Source organism: Vibrio sinensis (genome assembly GCF_003605645.1).
GTDB classification, from domain to species: domain Bacteria; phylum Pseudomonadota; class Gammaproteobacteria; order Enterobacterales; family Vibrionaceae; genus Vibrio; species Vibrio sinensis.
This window is the reverse complement of record NZ_QVMU01000022.1, coordinates 14,381-34,926: the sequence shown is the minus strand read 5'-3', so window position 1 is coordinate 34,926 and position 20,546 is coordinate 14,381. Positions and strand designations below refer to the sequence as shown.

Genomic DNA, 20,546 nt, shown 5'->3' with positions numbered 1-20,546 from the left:
CCTTATTTTTTTTATCAAATAGAATAGAAGCCACTAACTAGCCTAGTGGCTTTTTTCGTGACTAAATTTAGTAAATTGAATTGTTAGAATTATTGTTCATAATTAGAACGATATTAATGTTCATTTATAAACAGCCACTCATTTGAAATTAAGGCAATCATTCACACCTATGCAAGGCTTAGCAAAAATACTTGTTATTGAAGACGATGCGCAAGCGCGAGTCAATTTAAGTAATATTTTAGAATTCGTCGGAGAGCAGTGTGAAGCTATTCACTCAGGGGATCTCGACACGTTGGATTGGTCGTCTCTTTGGGCAGGGTGCATTATCGGCTCAATTGAAGGTCAGATCCATGCAGCTAAGCTGGATGGGGTGCTTTCCCGTGCTAATCACATACCTTTGCTCTTTGCCGGTAAACGTTCGAGTATGGCTGACGATCTCACCAATTATGTCGGTGAGCTTGAATATCCGTTGAATTACCCACAATTAAGCGAAGCTTTACGCCACTGTAAAGACTTTTTGGGACGTAAAGGCGTTAATGTCTTATCGAGTTCTCGTAAAAACACTTTATTTCGTAGCTTAGTTGGGCAAAGTATTGGGATTCAAGAAGTTCGTCATTTGATTGAACAAGTGTCATCAACAGAGGCTAATGTACTGATACTGGGCGAGTCAGGGACAGGAAAAGAAGTGGTCGCGCGGAATATCCACTACCATTCATCTCGTCGTGGTGGGCCATTTGTACCAATCAACTGTGGTGCTATTCCGCCTGATTTGCTCGAAAGTGAACTGTTCGGTCACGAAAAAGGTGCTTTTACGGGAGCAATAACCTCACGTAAAGGTCGCTTTGAATTAGCTGATGGCGGAACTCTGTTTCTCGATGAAATTGGCGACATGCCGATGTCCATGCAAGTGAAATTATTACGTGTATTACAAGAGCGTTGCTTTGAGCGAGTGGGTGGAAACAATACTATTCGCGCTAACGTTCGGGTGATTGCAGCGACCCATCGTAACTTGGAAACTATGATTAGTGATGAGTCATTTCGTGAAGATTTGTACTATCGCTTAAATGTTTTTCCAATTGAAATGCCGGCGTTACGTGAACGAAAAGAAGATATACCACTGTTACTGCAAGAGCTAATGACTCGTATGGAGGCGGAAGGGGCTCAGCCTATCTGCTTTACTCCTCGATCCATCAATTCTTTAATGGAACACGATTGGCCCGGTAATGTTCGTGAGCTTGCGAATTTGGTGGAGCGAATGATTATTCTGTTCCCGAATAGCTTAGTTGATGTGAATCATTTGCCAACCAAGTATCGTTACAGTGATATTCCCGAATTTCAGCCAGACTATTCAAGCTTTGGTTCGATAGAAGAGCAAGAAAGAGAAGTGCTACAAGACATTTTCTCCGAAAGCTTTGATTTTGATGAATTGGATAATTTTAATTATAACGAGAATGCGCCACAGTCTTTACCTCCTGAAGGGGTGAACTTAAAAGAGATGTTGGCGACGTTAGAAGTTGACATGATTAACCAAGCATTAGATGCGCAAGCGGGTGTGGTTGCGAGAGCAGCCGATATGCTAGGTATGCGTCGTACAACCTTAGTTGAGAAAATGCGTAAGTACAGCTTACAGCGTTAGGATGATTTGGTTTTCTTTGCTGTCAAAAAAACGACCTAGTTAAGTTGTTGATAAATATATAAAAAGGCCTGGCTTGTTTTTTGCATGCTAGGCCTTTGTGGTTTATTAGGCAGAAAGTCGACATGCAGGAAGTAGGCAATCAAACTCATTTGGGATCATTAGAACAACAGGTAGAACGTTATCAACAAGTGTTGGACGTCATGCCTGCTGGTGTGATCTTACTCGATACACAAGGGATTGTGCATGAAGCCAACCCTGAAGCGATTCGTCTACTAGAGTTGCCTTTGGTTGGACAGCGTTGGTTCGAAGTGATTCAACAAGCATTTTCCCCAAGAGAAGATGATGGTCACGAAGTGTCATTACGTAATGGGCGTAAAGTTAGACTTGCTATTTCTGCCTCGCTAACCGGACAACTTATTTTAGTTACCGATTTGACAGAAACTCGCTTATTACAAGCACGCGTCGGTGATTTACAACGTTTATCGTCACTGGGGCGTATGGTGGCATCTCTTGCTCATCAAGTTCGCACACCTCTTTCTAGTGCCATGCTCTATGCTGCCAACCTTGGCGCGCCCAATTTACCTGCACCTACTCGCGAGCGTTTTCAAACCAAGCTCGTCGACCGATTACATGACTTGGAAAAACAGGTTAATGACATGCTGTTATTCGCCAAGGGAGGCGATAACAAAGTCGTAAAACCATTCACAATTGAAGAGTTAGTGGTTGAGTTTTCACCTATGGTGGAAGCGGCCATTAAAAACAACCAAATAGATTATTTTTTGGAAGTGGAAGATGCAGAAACTTCCTTGCTCGGTAACTCAAATGCCATTGCTTCGGCTTTGAGTAACTTGGTGATGAATGCGATACAAATTGCCGGAAAAGAATCGCAACTGGATGTGTTTTTCCGTTCTGTAAACGGTGAACTTAAAATTTCGGTCCAAGATAGTGGACCGGGTGTAGCAAAAGAGCTGCAAAGTAAAATTATGGAACCTTTCTTTACTACTCGCTCACAAGGCACCGGACTTGGTTTAGCGGTTGTACAAATGGTGTGTCGCGCCCATGACGGAAGGTTAGAACTGATTTCAGAACAAGGTGAGGGAGCGTGTTTTACAATGTGTATCCCACTCGAAAGAACCCACTTGCCCCAAGATGTAACGACTGGAGAACAATAATGGCTCAGAGCAAAGTACTGATCGTAGAAGATGATGAGGGTCTACGCGAGGCGCTGGTTGATACGTTAGCATTGGCAGGCTATGACTGGCTAGAAGCAGACAGTGCAGAAGATGCGCTAGTGAAGCTCAAAGCACACTCAGTTGATATTGTTGTCTCTGATGTGCAGATGGCAGGGATGGGCGGTTTAGCTTTGCTCCGCAATATCAAGCAACATTGGCCAAACTTGCCTGTATTGTTGATGACGGCGTACGCAAATATTGAAGATGCCGTTTCAGCAATGAAAGACGGCGCTATTGATTATATGGCGAAGCCTTTTGCTCCTGAAGTTCTACTGAACATGGTCAGTCGTTATGCTCCAGTTAAATCAGATGACAATGGCGATGCCGTTGTTGCTGATGAAAAAAGCCTAAAACTACTTACTCTGGCGGAAAAAGTAGCGAAAACAGACGCAAACGTGATGATACTTGGCCCGAGCGGTTCAGGTAAGGAAGTCATGTCACGCTATATTCATAACGCTTCAAATCGTAAAGATGGTCCATTTGTCGCGATTAACTGTGCTGCGATTCCGGACAATATGTTAGAAGCGACCTTGTTTGGTTATGAAAAAGGGGCATTTACCGGTGCTGTTCAAGCGTGCCCTGGCAAATTTGAGCAAGCTCAAGGTGGTACGATTTTACTTGATGAGATCAGTGAAATGGACTTGAGCCTACAAGCAAAACTGTTGCGTGTTTTACAAGAACGCGAAGTGGAGCGCCTGGGCAGTCGTAAGAGCATTAAGTTAGATGTTCGTGTACTTGCTACCAGTAACCGTGATTTAAAACAGTATGTCCAAGAGGGTAACTTCCGTGATGATTTATATTACCGTCTAAATGTATTTCCTTTGGCATGGCCTGCGTTGTGCGAGCGCAAGGGCGATATAGAACCGTTAGCAAAACATTTGGTTGAGCGTCATTGCCAAAAGCTCGGTATGCCAATGCCAGCTTTCTCAGTAGAAGCGATAGGTAAATTATTAACTTACCCTTGGCCTGGTAACGTTCGTGAATTAGACAATGTTATTCAGCGCGCGCTGATTTTAAGCGAGAACGGTGACATTACGGCGGAACATATTTTGTTAGAAGGCCTTGATTGGCAGGACGCAAGCAGCTTGCAACAGATCGTTGAAGCTGGCGATGTCATTGTGCCATCCATCAAGCCCGTAGCAGAAATGGATTACACCAAAGCGTTACCCGTTGGTAGTGGGCTTGGAAACGAACTGAGAGATCAAGAATACGCAATTATTCTTGAGACATTAGTGGAGTGTCATGGCCGCCGTAAAGAAATGGCGGATAAGTTAGGCATCAGTCCACGTACATTGCGCTATAAGTTAGCGAAAATGCGTGATGCAGGGATTGATATTCCAAACTAACGTGCTATTTTCCTATCTTTGTGGCGTGGCATATTCTTTGCATCGTCATATTTATAACGAAAGTGCTAGTCAAAAAGTTGACGTTCGAGGTTGAGATGAGAATTGATGGGTTTCAAGGTGAAATGAAAGCAATGATGCTTGACGCTACAGCCACTAAGCCGACGGCGACGGGTCATAGTGTTGGAGCTGATTTTGGTGAATTGCTCAACCATGCCATTAATAACGTGAATCAACTTCAGAAAAGTTCTGGCAACTTACAAACTCGCTTTGATCGTGGTGATGAGAATGTCTCGCTCTCTGATGTCATGATTGCACGAAATAAATCCAGTGTTGCATTCGAAGCAACCATTCAGGTACGTAATAAGCTGGTAGAAGCGTACAAAGAACTGATGAATATGCCAGTGTAACTTGTTTAGGTAGCGTCTGTGGCAGAGCACAACCAATCAACCAATTTGTCCGTATCAAACGGTGCATCAGATACAGCGATGTTGAGTCATTCTGATCCCGATTTAGGCGGTCAAAACCCGGATCTTGATGAAAAAAGCAGTTCCAAATTTGACTTTGCAGTTGGCGATCTAGACTTACTGCGTCAGATAGTCTTGGTGCTGTCCATTTCTATTTGTGTGGCGTTAATCGTCATGCTTTTCTTTTGGGTAAAAGAGCCGGAAATGCGCCCGCTTGGTGCGTATGAAACTGAAGAACTCATTCCTGTTCTTGATTATCTCGATCAGCAAAAAGTGGATTACCAGTTAGATGGCAATACCATTTCGGTTCCGGTAAGCGAATACAGCAGCTTAAAACTGAACCTTGCACGCGCTGGTCTAAATCAAGAGAAAGAAGAAGGTGATGATATCTTGTTGCAAGATATGGGCTTCGGTGTTTCTCAACGTTTGGAAATTGAACGACTCAAACTCAGCCGTGAACGACAACTCTCTAAAGCGATTGAAGAGATGAAGCAGGTACGTAAAGCACGTGTCCTTCTTGCGTTACCGAAACAAAGCGTGTTTGTTCGTCATAATCAAGAAGCATCAGCTTCAGTCTTCCTAACACTGAATTCGGGTACAGCCCTCAAGCAGGAAGAAGTCGATTCTATTGTAGATATGGTGTCGAGTGCGGTTCCGGGGATGACTCCAACACGTATTACTGTGACCGATCAACATGGTCGACTGCTGAGTTCTGGTTCTCAAGATGAAGCGTCGATGGCACGTCGTAAAGAGCATGAGCTTGAGCGCAAGCAAGAGCAGGCACTGCGTGAGAAGATCGATTCTGTACTGATCCCGATTCTAGGTTTTGGTAATTACACCGCTCAAGTTGATATTGAACTCGATTTCAGCGCTGTTGAACAAACGCGCAAGAGCTTTGATCCAAATACTACCTCTACACGAAGCGAATACACTTTAGAAGATTACAACAACGGTAGTGTAACAGCTGGTGTTCCTGGTGCACTCAGTAATCAACCTCCTGCGGATGCCTCAATTCCACAAGATGTGGCACAGATGAAAGGTGGCTCAATGATGGGTCAAGGTTCGGTTCATAAAGAAGCGACGCGTAACTTTGAACTAGATACCACAATCAGCCACGAACGCCGTCAAACTGGGGTCGTTAATCGACAAACCGTCGCTGTTGCGATTAAAAATCGCGCGGTCACTAATCCTGAAACTGGTAATGTAACTTACTTACCTTTGCCTGAGTCTGAGTTGAATGCGATTCGTCAGGTACTTATCGGCGCCGTTGGCTTTAGCCAAAACCGGGGTGATTTGTTGAATGTGTTGAGCATGCAGTTTGCTGAGCCTGAAGTTGATATCGTCCAAGATGTGCCTATTTGGGATCATCCTAACTTCAATGATTGGGTTCGTTGGTTTGCAAGTGCGCTGGTGATTATCGTAGTGGTTCTTGTTCTTGTTCGCCCTGCAATGAAGAAATTGCTCAATCCAGCTTCAACTGATGAAAATGAACAAATGTATGGTCCTGATGGTTTACCAATCGGTGCTAACGGTGAGACATCTTTGATTGGTGGTGATTTTGATAATGGCGAATTGTTCGAATTCGGATCAAGTATTGATTTACCAAATCTGCATAAAGATGAAGATGTATTAAAAGCGGTGCGTGCGCTGGTGGCAAATGAACCAGAGCTAGCGGCCCAAGTTGTCAAAAATTGGATGAACGATGCCTAACGAAATGGTCCCTCAAGAGCAGGGCGGAGACGTGGTTGAAACCACAGTTGATATCTCTTCTATTCCGGGAGAGGAGCGCGCAGCGATTCTCTTGTTGAGTTTAAATGAAGAAGATGCCGCTGGTATTATTCGTCACTTAGAACCTAAGCAAGTTCAGCGAGTGGGCAGTGCCATGGCGCGAGCTAAGGATCTGAGCCAAGATAAGGTCGGTGCCGTTCATCGTGCATTTTTGGAAGATATTCAAAAATACACCAATATCGGTATGGGTAGCGAAGACTTCATGCGTAACGCTCTTGTTGCCGCGTTAGGTGAAGACAAAGCAAACAACCTAGTTGATCAAATTTTGTTGGGTACTGGCTCAAAAGGTTTGGATTCTTTGAAATGGATGGATCCTCGCCAAGTAGCGTCTATCATCATCAACGAACACCCTCAGATTCAAACTATCGTTTTGTCTTACTTAGAGCCGGATCAATCAGCAGAAATTTTGTCACAGTTTGCTGAACGTGACCGCCTAGATCTGATGATGCGCATTGCAAACCTTGAAGAAGTTCAACCATCAGCGTTGGCGGAATTGAATGAGATCATGGAGAAACAGTTTGCAGGTCAAGCTGGTGCGCAAGCCGCGAAGATCGGTGGTCTGAAAGCTGCAGCTGAAATCATGAACTACATGGATAACAACGTCGAGGGTATCTTGATGGAGCAAATCCGCGATCAAGACGAAGATATGGCAACGCAAATTCAAGACCTTATGTTTGTGTTTGAAAACCTTATCGAAGTGGATGATCAAGGTATTCAGAAATTGCTGCGTGATGTACCACAAGATGTTCTGCAAAAAGCACTTAAAGGTGCGGATGATGGATTACGCGATAAGATCTTCAAGAACATGTCTAAGCGTGCTGCTGAGATGATGCGTGATGACTTAGAAGCCATGCCTCCAATTAAGGTTTCTGACGTGGAATCGGCGCAAAAAGAAGTGTTGGCAATTGCTCGTCGTATGGCGGATTCAGGTGACCTAATGTTATCTGGTGGTGCGGACGAATTCCTCTAATTAATGGCTAGGATAATAATTCATGTCGGGTGAAAGAAAACGAGGCTTTTTACGTCTTGATGATAGCGAAGCTGTCTCGAAACCAGAGCGTTGGGGTTTACCGGATTACTCGGCTGAAACACAACAAGTCGCACGAGAAACTGCGCTGAATTACGATCCAAGCTGGGCTCCCAACTTCGCACCTATTGAAGAAGAGATCCCGGTCGAGCTCAACCAAGAAGAAATTGACCAGATCAAACAACAAGCTTATCAAGAGGGCATGTTGAATGGTCAGGAAGCGGGCTTTAAGCAAGGCTACGAAAAAGGCAAAGAACAAGGTTTTGAGGACGGTCGTGAAGAGGGCCTGGAGTCTGGAAAAATTGAAGGCGTCGCTGCCGGCCAAGAATTTATTCAACAGCAAGTCCAAACTTTTGTGACGTTAGCAAATCAGTTTGCTCAACCACTAGAGCTAATGAATGCTCAAGTGGAAAAACAGCTCGTTGATATGGTGCTGACTCTTGTTAAAGAAGTCGTGCACGTTGAAGTACAAACCAACCCGCAAGTGGTGTTGGACACGATTAAACAATCGGTAGAATCCTTACCGATTTCTGGCCACGCGATTACCTTAAAACTTCATCCAGATGATGTTGAGATCATTCGTTCTTCTTATGGACAAGAGGATCTGGATTTTCGCAATTGGACCTTATCGAGTGAACCCGCATTGAATCGTGGTGATGTTCAAATTGAAGCAGGCGAGTCCAGCGTTAATTATCGAATGGAAGAACGTATTCGTAGTGTTATTCAAAGTTTCTGCGGTGTGAATCGTCATCAAGGTGGTGAGTAGTGCTCCCCCTCGCTGAGCGATTATCGCAATATACCACCAAAGGTTTGACTTGCCGTCCGGTTGCCTCTGGGAAATTGGTACGTGTAGTCGGTTTGACCTTAGAAGCGACAGGTTGTCGAGCTCCAATTGGTAGCCTGTGTCTTGTTGAAACCATGACAGGTGAAATGGAAGCGGAAGTGGTTGGCTTTTCCGGTGATAACTTGTTCTTAATGCCGAGTGAGCAGATCACCGGTGTTTTACCTGGCGCACGTGTGACACCAATGACCGGCGATGTCGGTCTACCTGTAGGCATGGAATTACTGGGACGAGTGATCGATGGCGTGGGTAATCCACTCGATGGTCTCGGTGAAATTTATACCGAGCAGCGCGCTTCTTTCAATGCTCGTCCGATTAACCCCCTTTCTCGTAAACCCATCTCTGAACCACTTGATGTAGGGATTAAAGCCATCAACGGTTTATTAACCGTAGGCAAAGGACAGCGTATTGGCCTATTTGCTGGCTCTGGTGTCGGTAAATCGGTGACTTTAGGCATGATGACTCGCGGTACAACAGCACAAGTCGTGGTTGTTGGCCTCATTGGTGAGCGTGGTCGAGAAGTAAAAGAATTTATCGAAGAAATATTAGGTGTTGACGGTCGACAACGCTCAGTCGTGGTCGCCGCACCTGCGGATTCATCACCATTAATGCGTTTGAAAGGGTGTCAAACGGCACTAACGATTGCGGAATATTTCCGAGATCAAGGCTTAGATGTCCTTTTGTTAATGGACTCACTCACTCGTTTTGCTCAAGCGCAGCGTGAAATCGCACTTTCTGTCGGTGAACCTCCGGCAACTAAAGGCTATCCGCCGTCGGTATTTGCCAAACTGCCAGCGCTGGTGGAACGTGCAGGTAACGGCAGTCCTGATCAAGGTTCGATTACGGCGTTTTTCACTGTTCTTACGGAAGGTGATGATTTACAAGATCCAATTGCGGATGCGTCGCGGGCGATTCTCGATGGTCATATCGTTCTATCTCGTGAAATGGCTGATGCAGGGCACTATCCAGCGATTGATGTCGAGAAATCGGTCAGCCGTGTTATGCCTCAGATCACTAATGATGAACATGTGCTGATGTCTAAAGCGGTGCGCCAAATTCTGTCATTGTGTCGTAAGAACCAAGATTTAGTTTCGATTGGAGCTTATAAACCGGGCACTGATCCTGCGATTGATGCTGCGTTTACGTTGAAACCGAAACTCGATATGTTCTTACAACAAACGATGAAAGAAAGCGTGCCTTACGATATGTGCGTCAACATGTTAGGGCGTTTATTACATGGTGAGTAATTCGTTGCTAAAAAAACTGTTGTCAGAAAAGTTGTTGTTAGTAGAAGAAGCACAGCATGGATAATGCATTAGAGTTCTTATTAGAACAGGTTATAGAACGTGAGCATCAAGCGGTGCTTGCTTTAAACCAGACTCGCTCAGAATTAGACAATTACTACAATCAACTACGCCAAATTGAACAGTATCGAATGGATTATTGTCAGCAGTTGATTGACCGCGGTAAAGAGGGATTAACGGCGAGCCAGTATACTCACCTTAATCGATTCTTGACGACCTTAGATGAAACGCTCTCGAAGCAGAAACAAGCGGAACAGCACTTTAAAGATCAAGTCACTAATTGCGAACAAAACTGGATGGAATGTCGTAAGCAAAGACGTTCTTATGAATGGTTAATTGAAAAAAAACAATCAGAAAAACAGCGTTTAGAAAATGCTCGTGAGCAAAAACAGATGGATGAGTTTTCTACTCTCTTGTATGCGCGACGTATGAAGCGCGAGTGAGTGAGACTTGTCATAACTGGCGTATTTCTTGCAGATGTTTCTGATAGATGTTTTCTATAGTTATGCCCTGTAAGAGTACCTTTCAGGTGATATCTAGAAGTAGAAGTGATGATTTGCTTCGCTATACCCATTGCCATTGTTTTTGTCGCAGATAGCTCAGGTTTCAAAAAGCTATCCATACTATGTGAGTTATTGCTATATGCATATTAATGTGTCATCGGTTTCAGAATCTCAAAAGCTGAATAAACTTGCGCTGGATTCGTCAGACGGAGCGAGTGAATTGCCTGAGGATAAAGGCTTTTTTTCTCAGCTAAGTGCCATGATTGATGGTGATTCACAAAAGAAAGTCGATGAACAAACGATCTCAGTGGCAGAAACTGAGAGTGAACTTAAGACGCAAGATAGCGCAGAAGAGCTCGATCTTGCTGATGATGCAAATTCAAGTGAACAGCTTACATCACAACTTGATAGCGATGCGTTAGCCTCTGATCAGGTAGCCAGTACGCAAGCTCTATCTGAGACAGAACAAGCTCAGCTTGCAGAGCAAACTGTCGACGAGAGCAATCAGTTATTAGGGCGTTTAGATCAAGCTTCGAAAGCATTACAGACAGCAAACGGCAATGAGTTGCCACCAAAAGCTGCTAGTGCAGTTGACGAACAATCTGATGATTTCCAAGGTCACGCAGTAGTAATCGGGTCTAAAACTTCTCAAGTTGACGCAGCGAGTGACGCGAATAGCGATGAAGCATTAGCTGAAATCTCGCCATTAGTGGCTCGTTTTGTTGAAAATGCACAAGACAATGTAACGTCAACAGCCTCAACTCAATCAATGCCGATCGTGCAAAGTGTTGAGGGTGAGCATGTTGTGCTTGAAAGTGAATCATCGATGGTGAATCCACAGGCGGTTGCTTTAGTGGGAGAGTTAACCAATGGGGCTGAATCTGAGTCGACAGATGCTGTGCTAATAAATACCCCATCTGGAGTTTCAGGTCAGCCTGCTGGCGCCGTTAACGAAGAGTTAGCCACAGCAGGGAGTGGTGAAGCGACGGTCTCAACGAACGAAACTGGAAATAGCGATATTCCAGCATCCACAGCGATAGAAAATAGTAGCGTGGCCAATGGTTCTTCGACAATTCAGTGGGGAACGCCACAAACAAGTGTTGATGATCAAATTGCTCAAGAATTAGCAAATAAAGCTAGACCAGCTGCTGTATCACAGTCGGTACAACAAGCTTTGAATGCACAAGCGTTAGCGCAGCAAGCCCAAGCATCAGGTCAGGCGCCAGTTACGAGCACACCTTTAACGACTGAGGGACAATTTACACCTCAGTTGACGCCTAATGCAGCCATGATGAACGCACTACAAAGCTCAGCATCTCAAGAGCAAGCGGTATTGAAAGCTGCTTTAGGAGCGAAAGCAGCCGCTAGCTTAGGCCAATTAGGTGGAGCGGATAGCCCATCGACCTCGGGTACAGAGGCGAGTTTCGCGCAGCAATTATCGCAAGCTGCGGGGCCATTGGGTTTGAATGCTCAGGCGTTAAATCGAAGCGATCAAGCAGCGGCACAAATGCCGATGACATTGAATCGTGAAATGGCGAGTGAGCAGGTTGCGGAACGTATGCAAATGATGCTATCGAAAAACCTGAAAAATATTGATATTCGTTTGGATCCGCCAGAGCTTGGTCGAATGCAAATTCGTATGAATATGAATGGTGATACGGCGAGCATCCAATTCACTGTCGCTAACCAACAGGCGCGCGATATTATTGAACAATCCATGCCAAGATTACGTGAAATGTTATCTCAACAAGGGGTTCAATTGGGGGAAAGCTCGGTGCAACAACAGTCTGCAGGGCAGCAGCAAGGGCGTTATGCCACAGGGAATGAGACTGGATCTGGTCAAGGCAGCAGCAGTCAGCACGCATTCGGTGAAGAAAACCTTGAACCAGACGTCAATCTTGATTTGAATGTCACTGCAAAGCGTGATGGAATCAGTTATTACGCATAAACTATAACAAATTGAATTTGCGAAGAAACCAGTTATGGCTGTAGAAGAATTACCGGTAGATGCCCCAAAAGGGAAAGGAAAACTCATTATTATTATAGCCGTTGTTGTGGTGTTGCTATTGGGCGGCGGCGCAGCAGCGTATTTCTTCATGGGGTCATCATCGACAGAAAGTCAATCATCGACATCGACTCAGCAGTTAGCAGTCCCAGAAGAGCCTGTTGCGTATGTGAGTATTCCTCAGCCATTTCTCTTTAATGTCACAGGCGATAGCAAAGATCGTTTAGTACAAATCAAAGTACAGTTAATGGTTCGTGGTTCAGAGAATGAAAATTTAGCGGGTTATCACTCGCCATTGATTGAAAGCACCTTGTTGAGTACGTTTGCTGGTGCAAGCGTAGAGCAACTGCGTAGTCCGACAGGGCGCATTGAGTTGCGTGACAAAGCGACAGCGGATATCAAAGCGAGTTTAACCAGTGCAGTGGGCAAGCCTGTCATTGAACGGGTGTTGTTTACTGATTTTGTAATCCAGTAGGTGATATGTGACCGATTTATTAAGTCAAGACGAAATTGATGCACTGTTACACGGCGTAGATGATGTCGATGATATAGATGATGATGAGATTGGCGGCAATGAAGGTGCTGTCGACTTTGACTTTTCTTCTCAAGACCGCATTGTACGTGGTCGGATGCCGACCCTAGAGCTGATCAATGAACGTTTTGCCCGTCACATGCGAATCAGCCTATTTAATATGTTGCGAAAAACCGCCGAAGTCTCGATCAACGGCGTACAAATGATGAAGTTCGGTGAATATCAAAACACCTTGTATGTACCAACTAGTCTAAATATGGTGCGCTTTCGTCCTTTAAAAGGGACAGCATTGATTACCATGGAAGCGCGTTTGGTCTTTATTTTGGTGGAAAACTTTTTCGGCGGTGATGGGCGTTTTCATGCTCGTATCGAGGGGCGTGAATTTACCCCGACGGAACGTCGAATTGTGCAGCTGTTACTGAAGATCGTCTTTGAAGATTACAAAGAAGCATGGTCTCCGGTAATGGGCGTCGAATTTGAATACTTGGATTCTGAAGTGAACCCAAGTATGGCAAACATAGTTAGCCCAACGGAAGTGATCGTTGTTAGCTCATTCCATATTGAAGTGGATGGAGGCGGTGGAGATTTCCACGTCGTGATGCCATATTCCATGGTTGAGCCGATTCGGGAACTACTCGATGCGGGTGTTCAATCAGACAAGATGGAAACCGACGTTCGTTGGAGCACAGCATTACGTGAAGAGATCATGGATGTGCCGGTTAATTTCCGCGTTAACTTGCTCGAACAAGATATTTCTCTGCGTGATCTTATGGAGTTACAGGCTGGGGATATTATTCCAATTAATATGCCAGAACATGCCATTATGTTTGTTGAAGAATTACCGACATATCGCGTAAAAATGGGCCGTTCAGGTGATCACTTAGCTGTGCAAGTGTCTGAAAAAATTAAACGTCCTGATGTGGTGAAAACCGATATTGCGTTCCTTGGCAAAGATGTTATTTCTGAGCTGGAAGGCGATGATGGCGATATTGAAGATTAAAGAAAATAGTAAGGTTTAAATATGGCTATAAGTGATGACCAAAGACTGGCTGACGAATGGGCCGCTGCATTAGGTGAAGATCCTAACGCGCCAGACATCGATGTCGATGAAGTAATGGCTGCGCAATTAGATGATTTAAAAGATACATCGTCGCCAATTTCTGATGATGAGCGCCGTAAACTCGATACGATTTTGGACATTCCAGTGACGATTTCAATGGAAGTAGGTCGTTCTCAGATCAGTATTCGTAACTTGCTACAGCTTAACCAAGGTTCAGTTGTTGAACTGGAGCGTCTGGCGGGTGAGTCGCTCGATGTATTGGTTAACGGTACCTTGATTGCGCACGGCGAAGTCGTGGTGGTCAACGATAAATTTGGTATTCGTCTAACGGATGTTATCAGCCAAACTGAGCGAATTAAAAAGCTAAGGTAGTTTATGAACTGGAAAGCGTTTGGGCTTTTACTGATTTCACCTACTGTTTGGGCTTCTACTGAAAACCAATTGAATTTAGCGACCACATTCGGGTCGCTTTTATTCGTTATTGCCCTGATTTTATTGTTGGCTTGGTTACTTAAGCGTATGCGTTTGCCAACCATGAATAATCAGAAAGGGTTGAGTGTAGTGAAGCAAGTCTCCGTTGGGACACGCGAGCGTATTATTATCGTTCAAGCGGGTGAGGAGCAATTTCTCGTGGGCGTGACGCCGCAGTCGATACAACTTATCTCTAAACTCGAACACCCGTTAGCACAGGAGGAGCTGGCCGCCAGTCCGTTTGCCAATCAACTGACACAGCTTTTGAAAAAGAATGATACGAATTAGCCATATTGCGATGTTACTTCTGATCTCGCTATTGTCATTGGTTTCGACCTTTGCGATAGCATCACAGGAAGTGGATTCTCCTGCAGCTTCGACTCCAGCAAGTGGGTCAGTGACGGTCAGTGAGATGAATAAAGAACAAGGCGGATCAAGTACATTAGCCATCGGCAATTTTAGTGGTGGTAGTGGCGTTCCGGCTTTTACCATGACCACCAACGCCAATGGTGGAGAAGATTACTCCGTTAATCTGCAAATCCTAGCTTTAATGACCATGTTGGGTTTTTTGCCTGCCATGGTGATTTTAATGACTTCGTTTACTCGGATAGTGGTTGTGATGTCGATTTTGCGTCAGGCAATGGGTTTACAGCAGACACCATCAAACCAAGTGATTATCGGAATCGCGATATTCTTGACCTTTTTTATCATGTCACCGGTGCTCAATAAAATTAATGATACAGCGGTTCAGCCCTACCTTAATGAACAAATGTCAGCACGTGACGCATTTGATTTGGCACAGATACCCATGAAAGATTTCATGCTGAAGCAAACACGGGTAAAAGATCTTGAAACCTTCGTGAACATTTCAGGCTCGGATGCCACTGCGCCTGAAGATGTATCGATGGCGGTGTTGATTCCGGCGTTTATCACATCGGAGCTTAAAACGGCTTTCCAAATTGGTTTCATGCTCTTTTTGCCATTTTTGATTATTGACTTAGTGGTGGCGTCGGTACTGATGGCGATGGGTATGATGATGCTTTCGCCAATGATCGTATCGCTGCCATTTAAGCTGATGCTATTCGTATTGGTTGACGGTTGGAATTTAATTCTCTCCACCCTCGCCAGTAGTTTTGCAATTTGACGGGAGAACGCCATGACTCCTGAAATGTTTGTCGAGCTATTTAGAGATGCACTATGGATGGTGTTGATTATGGTCTGCGCCATCATCATCCCAAGCTTGTTAATTGGTTTGGTGGTGGCTGTGTTTCAAGCCGCCACATCCATCAATGAACAAACATTGAGTTTTTTGCCTCGTTTGGTGGTGACACTACTTGCTTTGATGATGTTCGGACACTGGATGACGCAAATGCTGATGGAATATTTTTATTCCATCATTGAGCGATTGCCGCAGATATTGTACTAGGAGTCCTAATGGAGTATCCAAGCAGTATCGTGCTCGATTGGATAGCAAATTACTTTTGGCCTTATACACGAATCGCTGCAATGTTAATGGTGATGTCGGTAACAGGGGCGCGTTTTGTTTCAACCCGAATTCGACTCTATCTTGGTTTGGCTATTACCCTAGGTGTCATGCCCGCGTTACCCGCTGTTCCGGATACTATTGAGTTGCTTTCGTTCCAAGGCTTTATGGTTCTGCTCGAGCAAATCATCATCGGTGTTGCGATGGGGACGATTACTCAATTTATGATCCAGACGTTTGTCATTCTCGGTCAGATATTGGGTATGCAGTCGAGCTTAGGTTTTGCCTCAATGGTTGACCCTGCTAACGGTCAAAACACCCCTTTGCTTGGTCAGCTTTTTATGTTCCTAGCCACGATGTTTTTTTTGGCGACTGATGGGCACTTGAAGATGATCTTGCTAGTGGTGATGAGCTTTAAGTCTTTACCTATTGGCAGTGGTTCATTAACTGCGGTTGATTTTCGTGAACTTGCTTCTTGGTTAGGCATCATGTTCAAAGTGGCATTGAGTATGTCGCTGTCGGGTATTATTGCATTGCTGACCATTAACTTATCATTTGGCGTAATGACCCGCGCCGCGCCACAGCTAAATATTTTCTCATTGGGTTTCGCGTTTGCTTTGATTGTTGGTCTTTTATTGTGCTGGTACATCATCGGCGGGTTATTTTCTCATTATGAGTTGCTTTGGCTCGATGTAGAGCAGCAAGTGTGCCGCTTTATACGCTTAGATTGTTAGGAGGCTGAGTTGTCAGAGTCAGATGGTCAAGAACGTACCGAAGACGCCACGCCCAGGCGCTTGCAACAAGCTCGAGAAAAGGGGCAGGTTGCAAGGTCTAAAGAGTTAGCGTCCGTTTCGGTGCTGGTGGTAGGTTCGGTCTCATTGATGTGGTTTGGTGGTGCTCTCGCCGGTGGTTTGCTTACTTTTATGGGTCGACTATTTACACTTTCACGAGAAGAAATATTTAATCATAGTAAGTTATTAGAGATAGCGTTTGGATCTCTAACCGTCTTGATCTTGCCGATGTTATTAATACTGATTACCTTGTTTGTGGCAGCATTGGTTGGAGCAGCAGGTATTGGTGGGGTGAACTTTTCGGTAGAAGCCGCGATGCCCAAACTTTCAAAAATGAACCCAATCAGTGGCTTAAAGCGCATGGTGGGGATGCAAAGCTGGGTAGAGTTAGCAAAATCGATACTTAAAGTGTCCTTGGTTTCCGGCGTAGCGTTTTATCTCATATCTGCGGCGAAAGAAGATCTATTTCAGTTGAGTCTTGACGTATATCCGCAAAATATTTTCCATGCTCTCGATATTTTGCTCAATTTTATTTTTCTTATTAGTTGCTCATTATTGGTTGTAGTCGCCATTGATATCCCGTTTCAGATCTGGCAACACGCTAATCAGCTAAAAATGACCAAACAAGAAATTAAAGACGAATACAAAGAAACGGAAGGGAAACCAGAAGTAAAAGGCCGTATTCGGATGCTTCAACGTGAAGCGGCTCAGCGACGCATGATGTCTGAGGTTCCTCAGGCCGACGTTATTGTGACTAACCCTGAGCATTTCTCGGTGGCTTTACGCTATAAACAGAACTCGGACCGAGCTCCAATAGTGGTCGCGAAAGGGGTCGATCATATGGCGATGAAAATTCGAGAGGTGGCACGTGAACATGATATTTATGTGATTCCCGCTCCTCCATTAGCGCGAGCTCTTTACCACTCTACGGAATTAGAGCAGGAAATACCGGATGGTTTGTTTACCGCCGTGGCACAGATCTTGGCTTATGTATTCCAGTTAAAGCAGTATCGTAAACGTGGTGGACAGAGACCGTCGATTAAAGCATCAGAGCTGCATATTCCCCCTGAGTTACGTAAATAACGGAGTTCAGGTTTAATAATCTGAATTTTGGATAAGACAATTTAACAAAGGCAGGCACTGGGTCTGCCTTTGTTTTTATGGCTAGTAATGGTTGGAACCTATTTTTCTGGAATAGAAATAAGGACCAATAACGCGCCAGCACCACCAAACTCTAGGGGCGCTTGGTGAAATGCCATAACATCAGGGTGCTGGGCAAGCCAAAGTGGGGCTTTCTGTTTAAGGATATGCTTGCCAATACCATGCTGAACACAGGCACAATGTACATTATTTTTGACACAATACGCGAGCATGGCACCAAGTTCGCGTTTGGCTTCTTTTTGATTCATACCATGCATGTCTAAAAACACATCCGGTACATATACCCCACGGCGCAGGCGTTTGACCTCATAATGAGAGACATCACCACGGGCGTAGCGTGTTGGGCCTTCATTATTAAGTAGCGGCACAAACTCGTCAGAGAAATAAAACTCTGTATCGCTTGCTTCACGGGCGGTGCGCGTGATTTCTTTTTGTTTACTGTTTTTTGTTGGCTGTTGGATTATGGTATCCTGTGAGAACTTTTTTACGCCTTGTACTGCTTCCCGAAACAGGGCGAAATCGTCATCACGATCGGTGTCTTTTTTGCTCATGGGATTTTAAATTACATTGAAAATAGAAACTGGCAGTATTGTAGCGCTTTTCGGAGGCAATTTTGGATAAGATTTTTGTAGAAGAGGCGGTATCAGAATTACACACGCTTCAAGATATGATTCGCTGGACGGTTAGCCGTTTTAACGCAGCGAACATATTTTATGGCCATGGTACTGATAACGCTTGGGATGAGGCTGTTCAGCTAATCCTACCAACGCTGTATTTGCCGATTGATGTGCCTCCACATGTACTGAATTCACGTTTAACTGGTAGTGAGCGTTTACGTATTGTTGAGCGCGTTGTGAAACGTATTAATGATCGTACTCCAACGTCATACCTAACTAACCGAGCTTGGTTCTGCGGTTTAGAGTTCTTCGTTGATGAGCGCGTATTGGTACCACGTTCACCAATCGGTGAAATGATTCAGTCTGAATTCCAACCTTGGTTGGTTGAAGAGCCGGTACGTATTATGGACCTATGTACCGGTAGCGGTTGTATCGCTATCGCGTGTGCATATGCATTCCCGGATGCTGAAGTCGATGCTATCGATATTTCAGTAGATGCACTACAAGTTGCTGAGCAAAACGTACAAGACCACGGGATGGAACAACAAGTTTTCCCTATCCGTTCAGACCTGTTCCGCGATCTACCAAAAGTACCATATAACCTTATAGTCTCTAACCCACCTTACGTGGATGAGGAAGACATGAACAGCTTACCGGAAGAGTTCTCTCATGAACCTGAACTTGGTTTGGCTGCGGGTACAGATGGCTTGAAAATTGTTCGTCGTATTCTTGCGAATGCACCAGATTACTTGACTGAAAATGGTATTTTGATTTGTGAAGTCGGTAACTCAATGGTTCATATGATGGAACAATACCCACATATTCCATTCACATGGATTGAATTCGAAAATGGTGGCCATGGGGTGTTTATGCTAACGCGTGAACAAATCTTAGCTCACGCTGAAGAGTTTCGATACTACAAAGATTAATGAGTGAAAACCCACAGTGATCTCTGTTTATAAACGCCAAGGCTTGCCTTGGCGTTTTTTTTATCCCTTATTTCATCGGCGTTTAATGTGGAATTAGTGAATATTTACCCTTTACATCAAAACGCAATAAAGCGACTATGAAAACACCAAAAACAGTCAAGATTGTGGTGAGTGGTCGTTCGCTCATAAGCAACATATCGAGGAAGTAATGGCAGGAAACAGTATCGGACAACATTTTCGAGTTACGACATTCGGAGAAAGTCACGGTATCGCACTAGGATGTATCGTTGATGGATGCCCCCCAGGATTAGAGCTTACCGAAGCAGATTTACAAGTAGATTTGGACCGTCGTCGTCCAGGTACTTCGCGTTATACCACCCAACGTCGTGAAGCTGATGAAGTGAAAATTTTATCGGGTGTCTTTGAGGGGCAAACGACTGGCACATCGATTGGTTTATTGATTGAAAATACCGATCAGCGTTCAAAAGATTATTCAGAAATCAAAGACAAGTTTCGCCCAGGTCATGCAGATTATACTTACCACCAGAAATATGGTGTTCGTGATTATCGCGGTGGTGGACGTTCTTCAGCGCGTGAAACCGCAATGCGAGTTGCTGCTGGCGCTGTGGCAAAGAAATATTTGAAGCAAGAATTTGGTATTGAAATTCGTGCTTACTTGTCTCAAATGGGTGATGTCGCTATCGATAAAGTCGATTGGGACGAGATTGAAAACAATGCGTTTTTCTGTCCTGATGTTGATAAAGTTGACGCTTTTGATCAGCTTATTCGTGATCTAAAGAAAGACGGTGATTCCATCGGGGCAAAAATTCAAGTTGTAGCGACGAGTGTTCCTGTGGGTTTAGGTGAGCCGGTTTTTGATCGTTTAGATGCGGATATTGCTCATGCATTGATGAGTATTAATGCAGTGAAAGGCGTCGAAATTGGCGACGGCTTTGACGTTGTTAATCAAAGAGGTAGCCAACACCGTGATCCATTATCTCCTCAAGGTTTTGGCAGTAATCACGCTGGTGGTATTCTTGGTGGTATTTCGACAGGCCAAGACATTATTGCCAATATTGCATTAAAACCGACATCGAGTATTACGATTCCTGGTGAAACGATCACGAAAGAGGGTGAAGCGACTCAGCTGATCACGAAAGGGCGACATGATCCTTGTGTTGGTATTCGAGCGGTTCCTATTGCTGAAGCGATGATGGCGATTGTGGTTATGGACCACCTATTGCGCCATCGTGGTCAGAACTTCGCCGTAACAACTAATACGCCAAAGATTTAGTCTTTAGTTATTCGATCTTTTAGCGTTGATTTGTCTAGATCAAAAAAAGGTTGCTCGAGGAG

At 44.6% G+C, this 20,546-nt stretch carries 21 protein-coding genes; 20 read left to right on the top strand and 1 reads right to left on the bottom strand.

The genetic code is table 11. The annotated features are described in order from the left end of the window. Window positions 1–169: 169 nt before the first annotated feature. From DZ860_RS18055 to flhB, 18 genes are all read left to right on the top strand, one after another. The gene (locus DZ860_RS18055; RefSeq protein WP_120034088.1) at window positions 170–1,636 is read left to right on the top strand and encodes a sigma-54 dependent transcriptional regulator; all 1,467 of its coding nucleotides are present in this window, start codon (window positions 170–172) and stop codon (window positions 1,634–1,636) included. A gap of 122 nt (window positions 1,637–1,758) precedes the next feature. Then, the gene (locus DZ860_RS18050) at window positions 1,759–2,808 is read left to right on the top strand and encodes a sensor histidine kinase (RefSeq protein ID WP_120034086.1); all 1,050 of its coding nucleotides are present in this window, start codon (window positions 1,759–1,761) and stop codon (window positions 2,806–2,808) included. Further along, on the top strand, window positions 2,808–4,214 hold the full coding sequence (locus DZ860_RS18045) for a sigma-54-dependent transcriptional regulator (RefSeq protein ID WP_120034084.1): 1,407 nt from the start codon (window positions 2,808–2,810) through the stop codon (window positions 4,212–4,214). Before DZ860_RS18050 ends, DZ860_RS18045 begins: the two co-directional genes overlap by 1 nt. A gap of 95 nt (window positions 4,215–4,309) precedes the next feature. Beyond that, the gene (fliE, locus tag DZ860_RS18040) at window positions 4,310–4,621 is read left to right on the top strand and encodes a flagellar hook-basal body complex protein FliE (protein ID WP_120034082.1); all 312 of its coding nucleotides are present in this window, start codon (window positions 4,310–4,312) and stop codon (window positions 4,619–4,621) included. 18 nt (window positions 4,622–4,639) lie between these two features. Further along, complete coding sequence (gene fliF, locus DZ860_RS18035; RefSeq protein ID WP_120034080.1) at window positions 4,640–6,388, top strand: flagellar basal-body MS-ring/collar protein FliF; 1,749 nt, start codon at window positions 4,640–4,642, stop codon at window positions 6,386–6,388. Then, window positions 6,381–7,436 (top strand): flagellar motor switch protein FliG, encoded by a 1,056-nt coding sequence (gene fliG, locus DZ860_RS18030; RefSeq protein ID WP_120034078.1) that lies wholly within the window; start codon window positions 6,381–6,383, stop codon window positions 7,434–7,436. Before fliF ends, fliG begins: the two co-directional genes overlap by 8 nt. A 22-nt stretch (window positions 7,437–7,458) precedes the next feature. Next, window positions 7,459–8,259 (top strand): flagellar assembly protein FliH, encoded by an 801-nt coding sequence (fliH, locus tag DZ860_RS18025; RefSeq protein ID WP_120034076.1) that lies wholly within the window; start codon window positions 7,459–7,461, stop codon window positions 8,257–8,259. After that, complete coding sequence (fliI, locus tag DZ860_RS18020) at window positions 8,259–9,581, top strand: flagellar protein export ATPase FliI (protein WP_120034074.1); 1,323 nt, start codon at window positions 8,259–8,261, stop codon at window positions 9,579–9,581. The genes fliH and fliI overlap by 1 nt, the downstream gene beginning before the upstream one ends. Window positions 9,582–9,637: 56 nt before the next feature. Continuing rightward, complete coding sequence (fliJ, locus tag DZ860_RS18015; RefSeq protein ID WP_120034072.1) at window positions 9,638–10,081, top strand: flagellar export protein FliJ; 444 nt, start codon at window positions 9,638–9,640, stop codon at window positions 10,079–10,081. Between the two features lie 199 nt (window positions 10,082–10,280). Further along, window positions 10,281–12,089, top strand: a complete 1,809-nt coding sequence (locus DZ860_RS18010) for a flagellar hook-length control protein FliK (protein ID WP_120034071.1) — start codon at window positions 10,281–10,283, stop codon at window positions 12,087–12,089. A gap of 34 nt (window positions 12,090–12,123) precedes the next feature. Beyond that, on the top strand, window positions 12,124–12,621 hold the full coding sequence (gene fliL / locus DZ860_RS18005) for a flagellar basal body-associated protein FliL (protein ID WP_120034070.1): 498 nt from the start codon (window positions 12,124–12,126) through the stop codon (window positions 12,619–12,621). A 7-nt stretch (window positions 12,622–12,628) separates the two neighbouring features. Next, a complete protein-coding gene (gene fliM / locus DZ860_RS18000) occupies window positions 12,629–13,678 on the top strand; it encodes a flagellar motor switch protein FliM (RefSeq protein WP_120034069.1) in 1,050 nt (349 codons plus the stop codon). A gap of 21 nt (window positions 13,679–13,699) precedes the next feature. Then, the gene (fliN, locus tag DZ860_RS17995) at window positions 13,700–14,110 is read left to right on the top strand and encodes a flagellar motor switch protein FliN (RefSeq protein ID WP_120034068.1); all 411 of its coding nucleotides are present in this window, start codon (window positions 13,700–13,702) and stop codon (window positions 14,108–14,110) included. Between the two features lie 3 nt (window positions 14,111–14,113). Next, window positions 14,114–14,497 carry a flagellar biosynthetic protein FliO gene (fliO, locus tag DZ860_RS17990; protein WP_120034067.1) on the top strand — a complete coding sequence of 128 codons (384 nt, stop codon included), beginning with the start codon at window positions 14,114–14,116 and terminating at the stop codon, window positions 14,495–14,497. Window positions 14,498–14,507: 10 nt separating this feature from the next. After that, on the top strand, window positions 14,508–15,353 hold the full coding sequence (gene fliP, locus DZ860_RS17985; protein WP_439333161.1) for a flagellar type III secretion system pore protein FliP: 846 nt from the start codon (window positions 14,508–14,510) through the stop codon (window positions 15,351–15,353). 12 nt (window positions 15,354–15,365) lie between these two features. After that, window positions 15,366–15,635 (top strand): flagellar biosynthesis protein FliQ, encoded by a 270-nt coding sequence (gene fliQ, locus DZ860_RS17980; protein ID WP_120034065.1) that lies wholly within the window; start codon window positions 15,366–15,368, stop codon window positions 15,633–15,635. Window positions 15,636–15,643: 8 nt separating this feature from the next. After that, the gene (fliR, locus tag DZ860_RS17975) at window positions 15,644–16,426 is read left to right on the top strand and encodes a flagellar biosynthetic protein FliR (protein ID WP_120034063.1); all 783 of its coding nucleotides are present in this window, start codon (window positions 15,644–15,646) and stop codon (window positions 16,424–16,426) included. Between the two features lie 9 nt (window positions 16,427–16,435). Then, a complete protein-coding gene (flhB, locus tag DZ860_RS17970) occupies window positions 16,436–17,566 on the top strand; it encodes a flagellar biosynthesis protein FlhB (RefSeq protein WP_120034061.1) in 1,131 nt (376 codons plus the stop codon). Between the two features lie 98 nt (window positions 17,567–17,664). Here the strand turns inward: flhB and smrB are convergent, their stop codons facing one another. After that, window positions 17,665–18,195, bottom strand: a complete 531-nt coding sequence (gene smrB / locus DZ860_RS17965) for an endonuclease SmrB (RefSeq protein WP_120034059.1) — start codon at window positions 18,193–18,195, stop codon at window positions 17,665–17,667. A 62-nt stretch (window positions 18,196–18,257) separates the two neighbouring features. Here smrB and prmB point away from each other — a divergent pair, with 62 nt between their 5' ends. Both prmB and aroC read left to right on the top strand, forming a co-directional pair. Next, window positions 18,258–19,190 carry a 50S ribosomal protein L3 N(5)-glutamine methyltransferase gene (prmB, locus tag DZ860_RS17960; RefSeq protein ID WP_120034057.1) on the top strand — a complete coding sequence of 311 codons (933 nt, stop codon included), beginning with the start codon at window positions 18,258–18,260 and terminating at the stop codon, window positions 19,188–19,190. A gap of 208 nt (window positions 19,191–19,398) precedes the next feature. Next, window positions 19,399–20,484, top strand: a complete 1,086-nt coding sequence (gene aroC, locus DZ860_RS17955; protein WP_120034055.1) for a chorismate synthase — start codon at window positions 19,399–19,401, stop codon at window positions 20,482–20,484. Window positions 20,485–20,546: the final 62 nt, after the last annotated feature.

Excerpts from the sequence above, each read along its gene's own strand:
- DZ860_RS18010 (WP_120034071.1), top strand. The coding sequence starts at position 10,281 with ATGCATATTAATGTGTCATCGGTTTCAGAATCTCAAAAGCTGAATAAA.
- fliG (WP_120034078.1), top strand. The coding sequence starts at position 6,381 with ATGCCTAACGAAATGGTCCCTCAAGAGCAGGGCGGAGACGTGGTTGAA.
- fliN (WP_120034068.1), top strand. The coding sequence starts at position 13,700 with ATGGCTATAAGTGATGACCAAAGACTGGCTGACGAATGGGCCGCTGCA.
- fliJ (WP_120034072.1), top strand. The coding sequence starts at position 9,638 with ATGGATAATGCATTAGAGTTCTTATTAGAACAGGTTATAGAACGTGAG.
- fliP (WP_439333161.1), top strand. The coding sequence starts at position 14,508 with ATGTTACTTCTGATCTCGCTATTGTCATTGGTTTCGACCTTTGCGATA.
- fliO (WP_120034067.1), top strand. The coding sequence starts at position 14,114 with ATGAACTGGAAAGCGTTTGGGCTTTTACTGATTTCACCTACTGTTTGG.
- fliR (WP_120034063.1), top strand. The coding sequence starts at position 15,644 with ATGGAGTATCCAAGCAGTATCGTGCTCGATTGGATAGCAAATTACTTT.
- fliH (WP_120034076.1), top strand. The coding sequence starts at position 7,459 with ATGTCGGGTGAAAGAAAACGAGGCTTTTTACGTCTTGATGATAGCGAA.
- smrB (WP_120034059.1), bottom strand. The coding sequence starts at position 18,195 with ATGAGCAAAAAAGACACCGATCGTGATGACGATTTCGCCCTGTTTCGG.
- aroC (WP_120034055.1), top strand. The coding sequence starts at position 19,399 with ATGGCAGGAAACAGTATCGGACAACATTTTCGAGTTACGACATTCGGA.
- DZ860_RS18055 (WP_120034088.1), top strand. The coding sequence starts at position 170 with ATGCAAGGCTTAGCAAAAATACTTGTTATTGAAGACGATGCGCAAGCG.
- DZ860_RS18045 (WP_120034084.1), top strand. The coding sequence starts at position 2,808 with ATGGCTCAGAGCAAAGTACTGATCGTAGAAGATGATGAGGGTCTACGC.
- fliL (WP_120034070.1), top strand. The coding sequence starts at position 12,124 with ATGGCTGTAGAAGAATTACCGGTAGATGCCCCAAAAGGGAAAGGAAAA.
- fliQ (WP_120034065.1), top strand. The coding sequence starts at position 15,366 with ATGACTCCTGAAATGTTTGTCGAGCTATTTAGAGATGCACTATGGATG.
- fliE (WP_120034082.1), top strand. The coding sequence starts at position 4,310 with ATGAGAATTGATGGGTTTCAAGGTGAAATGAAAGCAATGATGCTTGAC.
- DZ860_RS18050 (WP_120034086.1), top strand. The coding sequence starts at position 1,759 with ATGCAGGAAGTAGGCAATCAAACTCATTTGGGATCATTAGAACAACAG.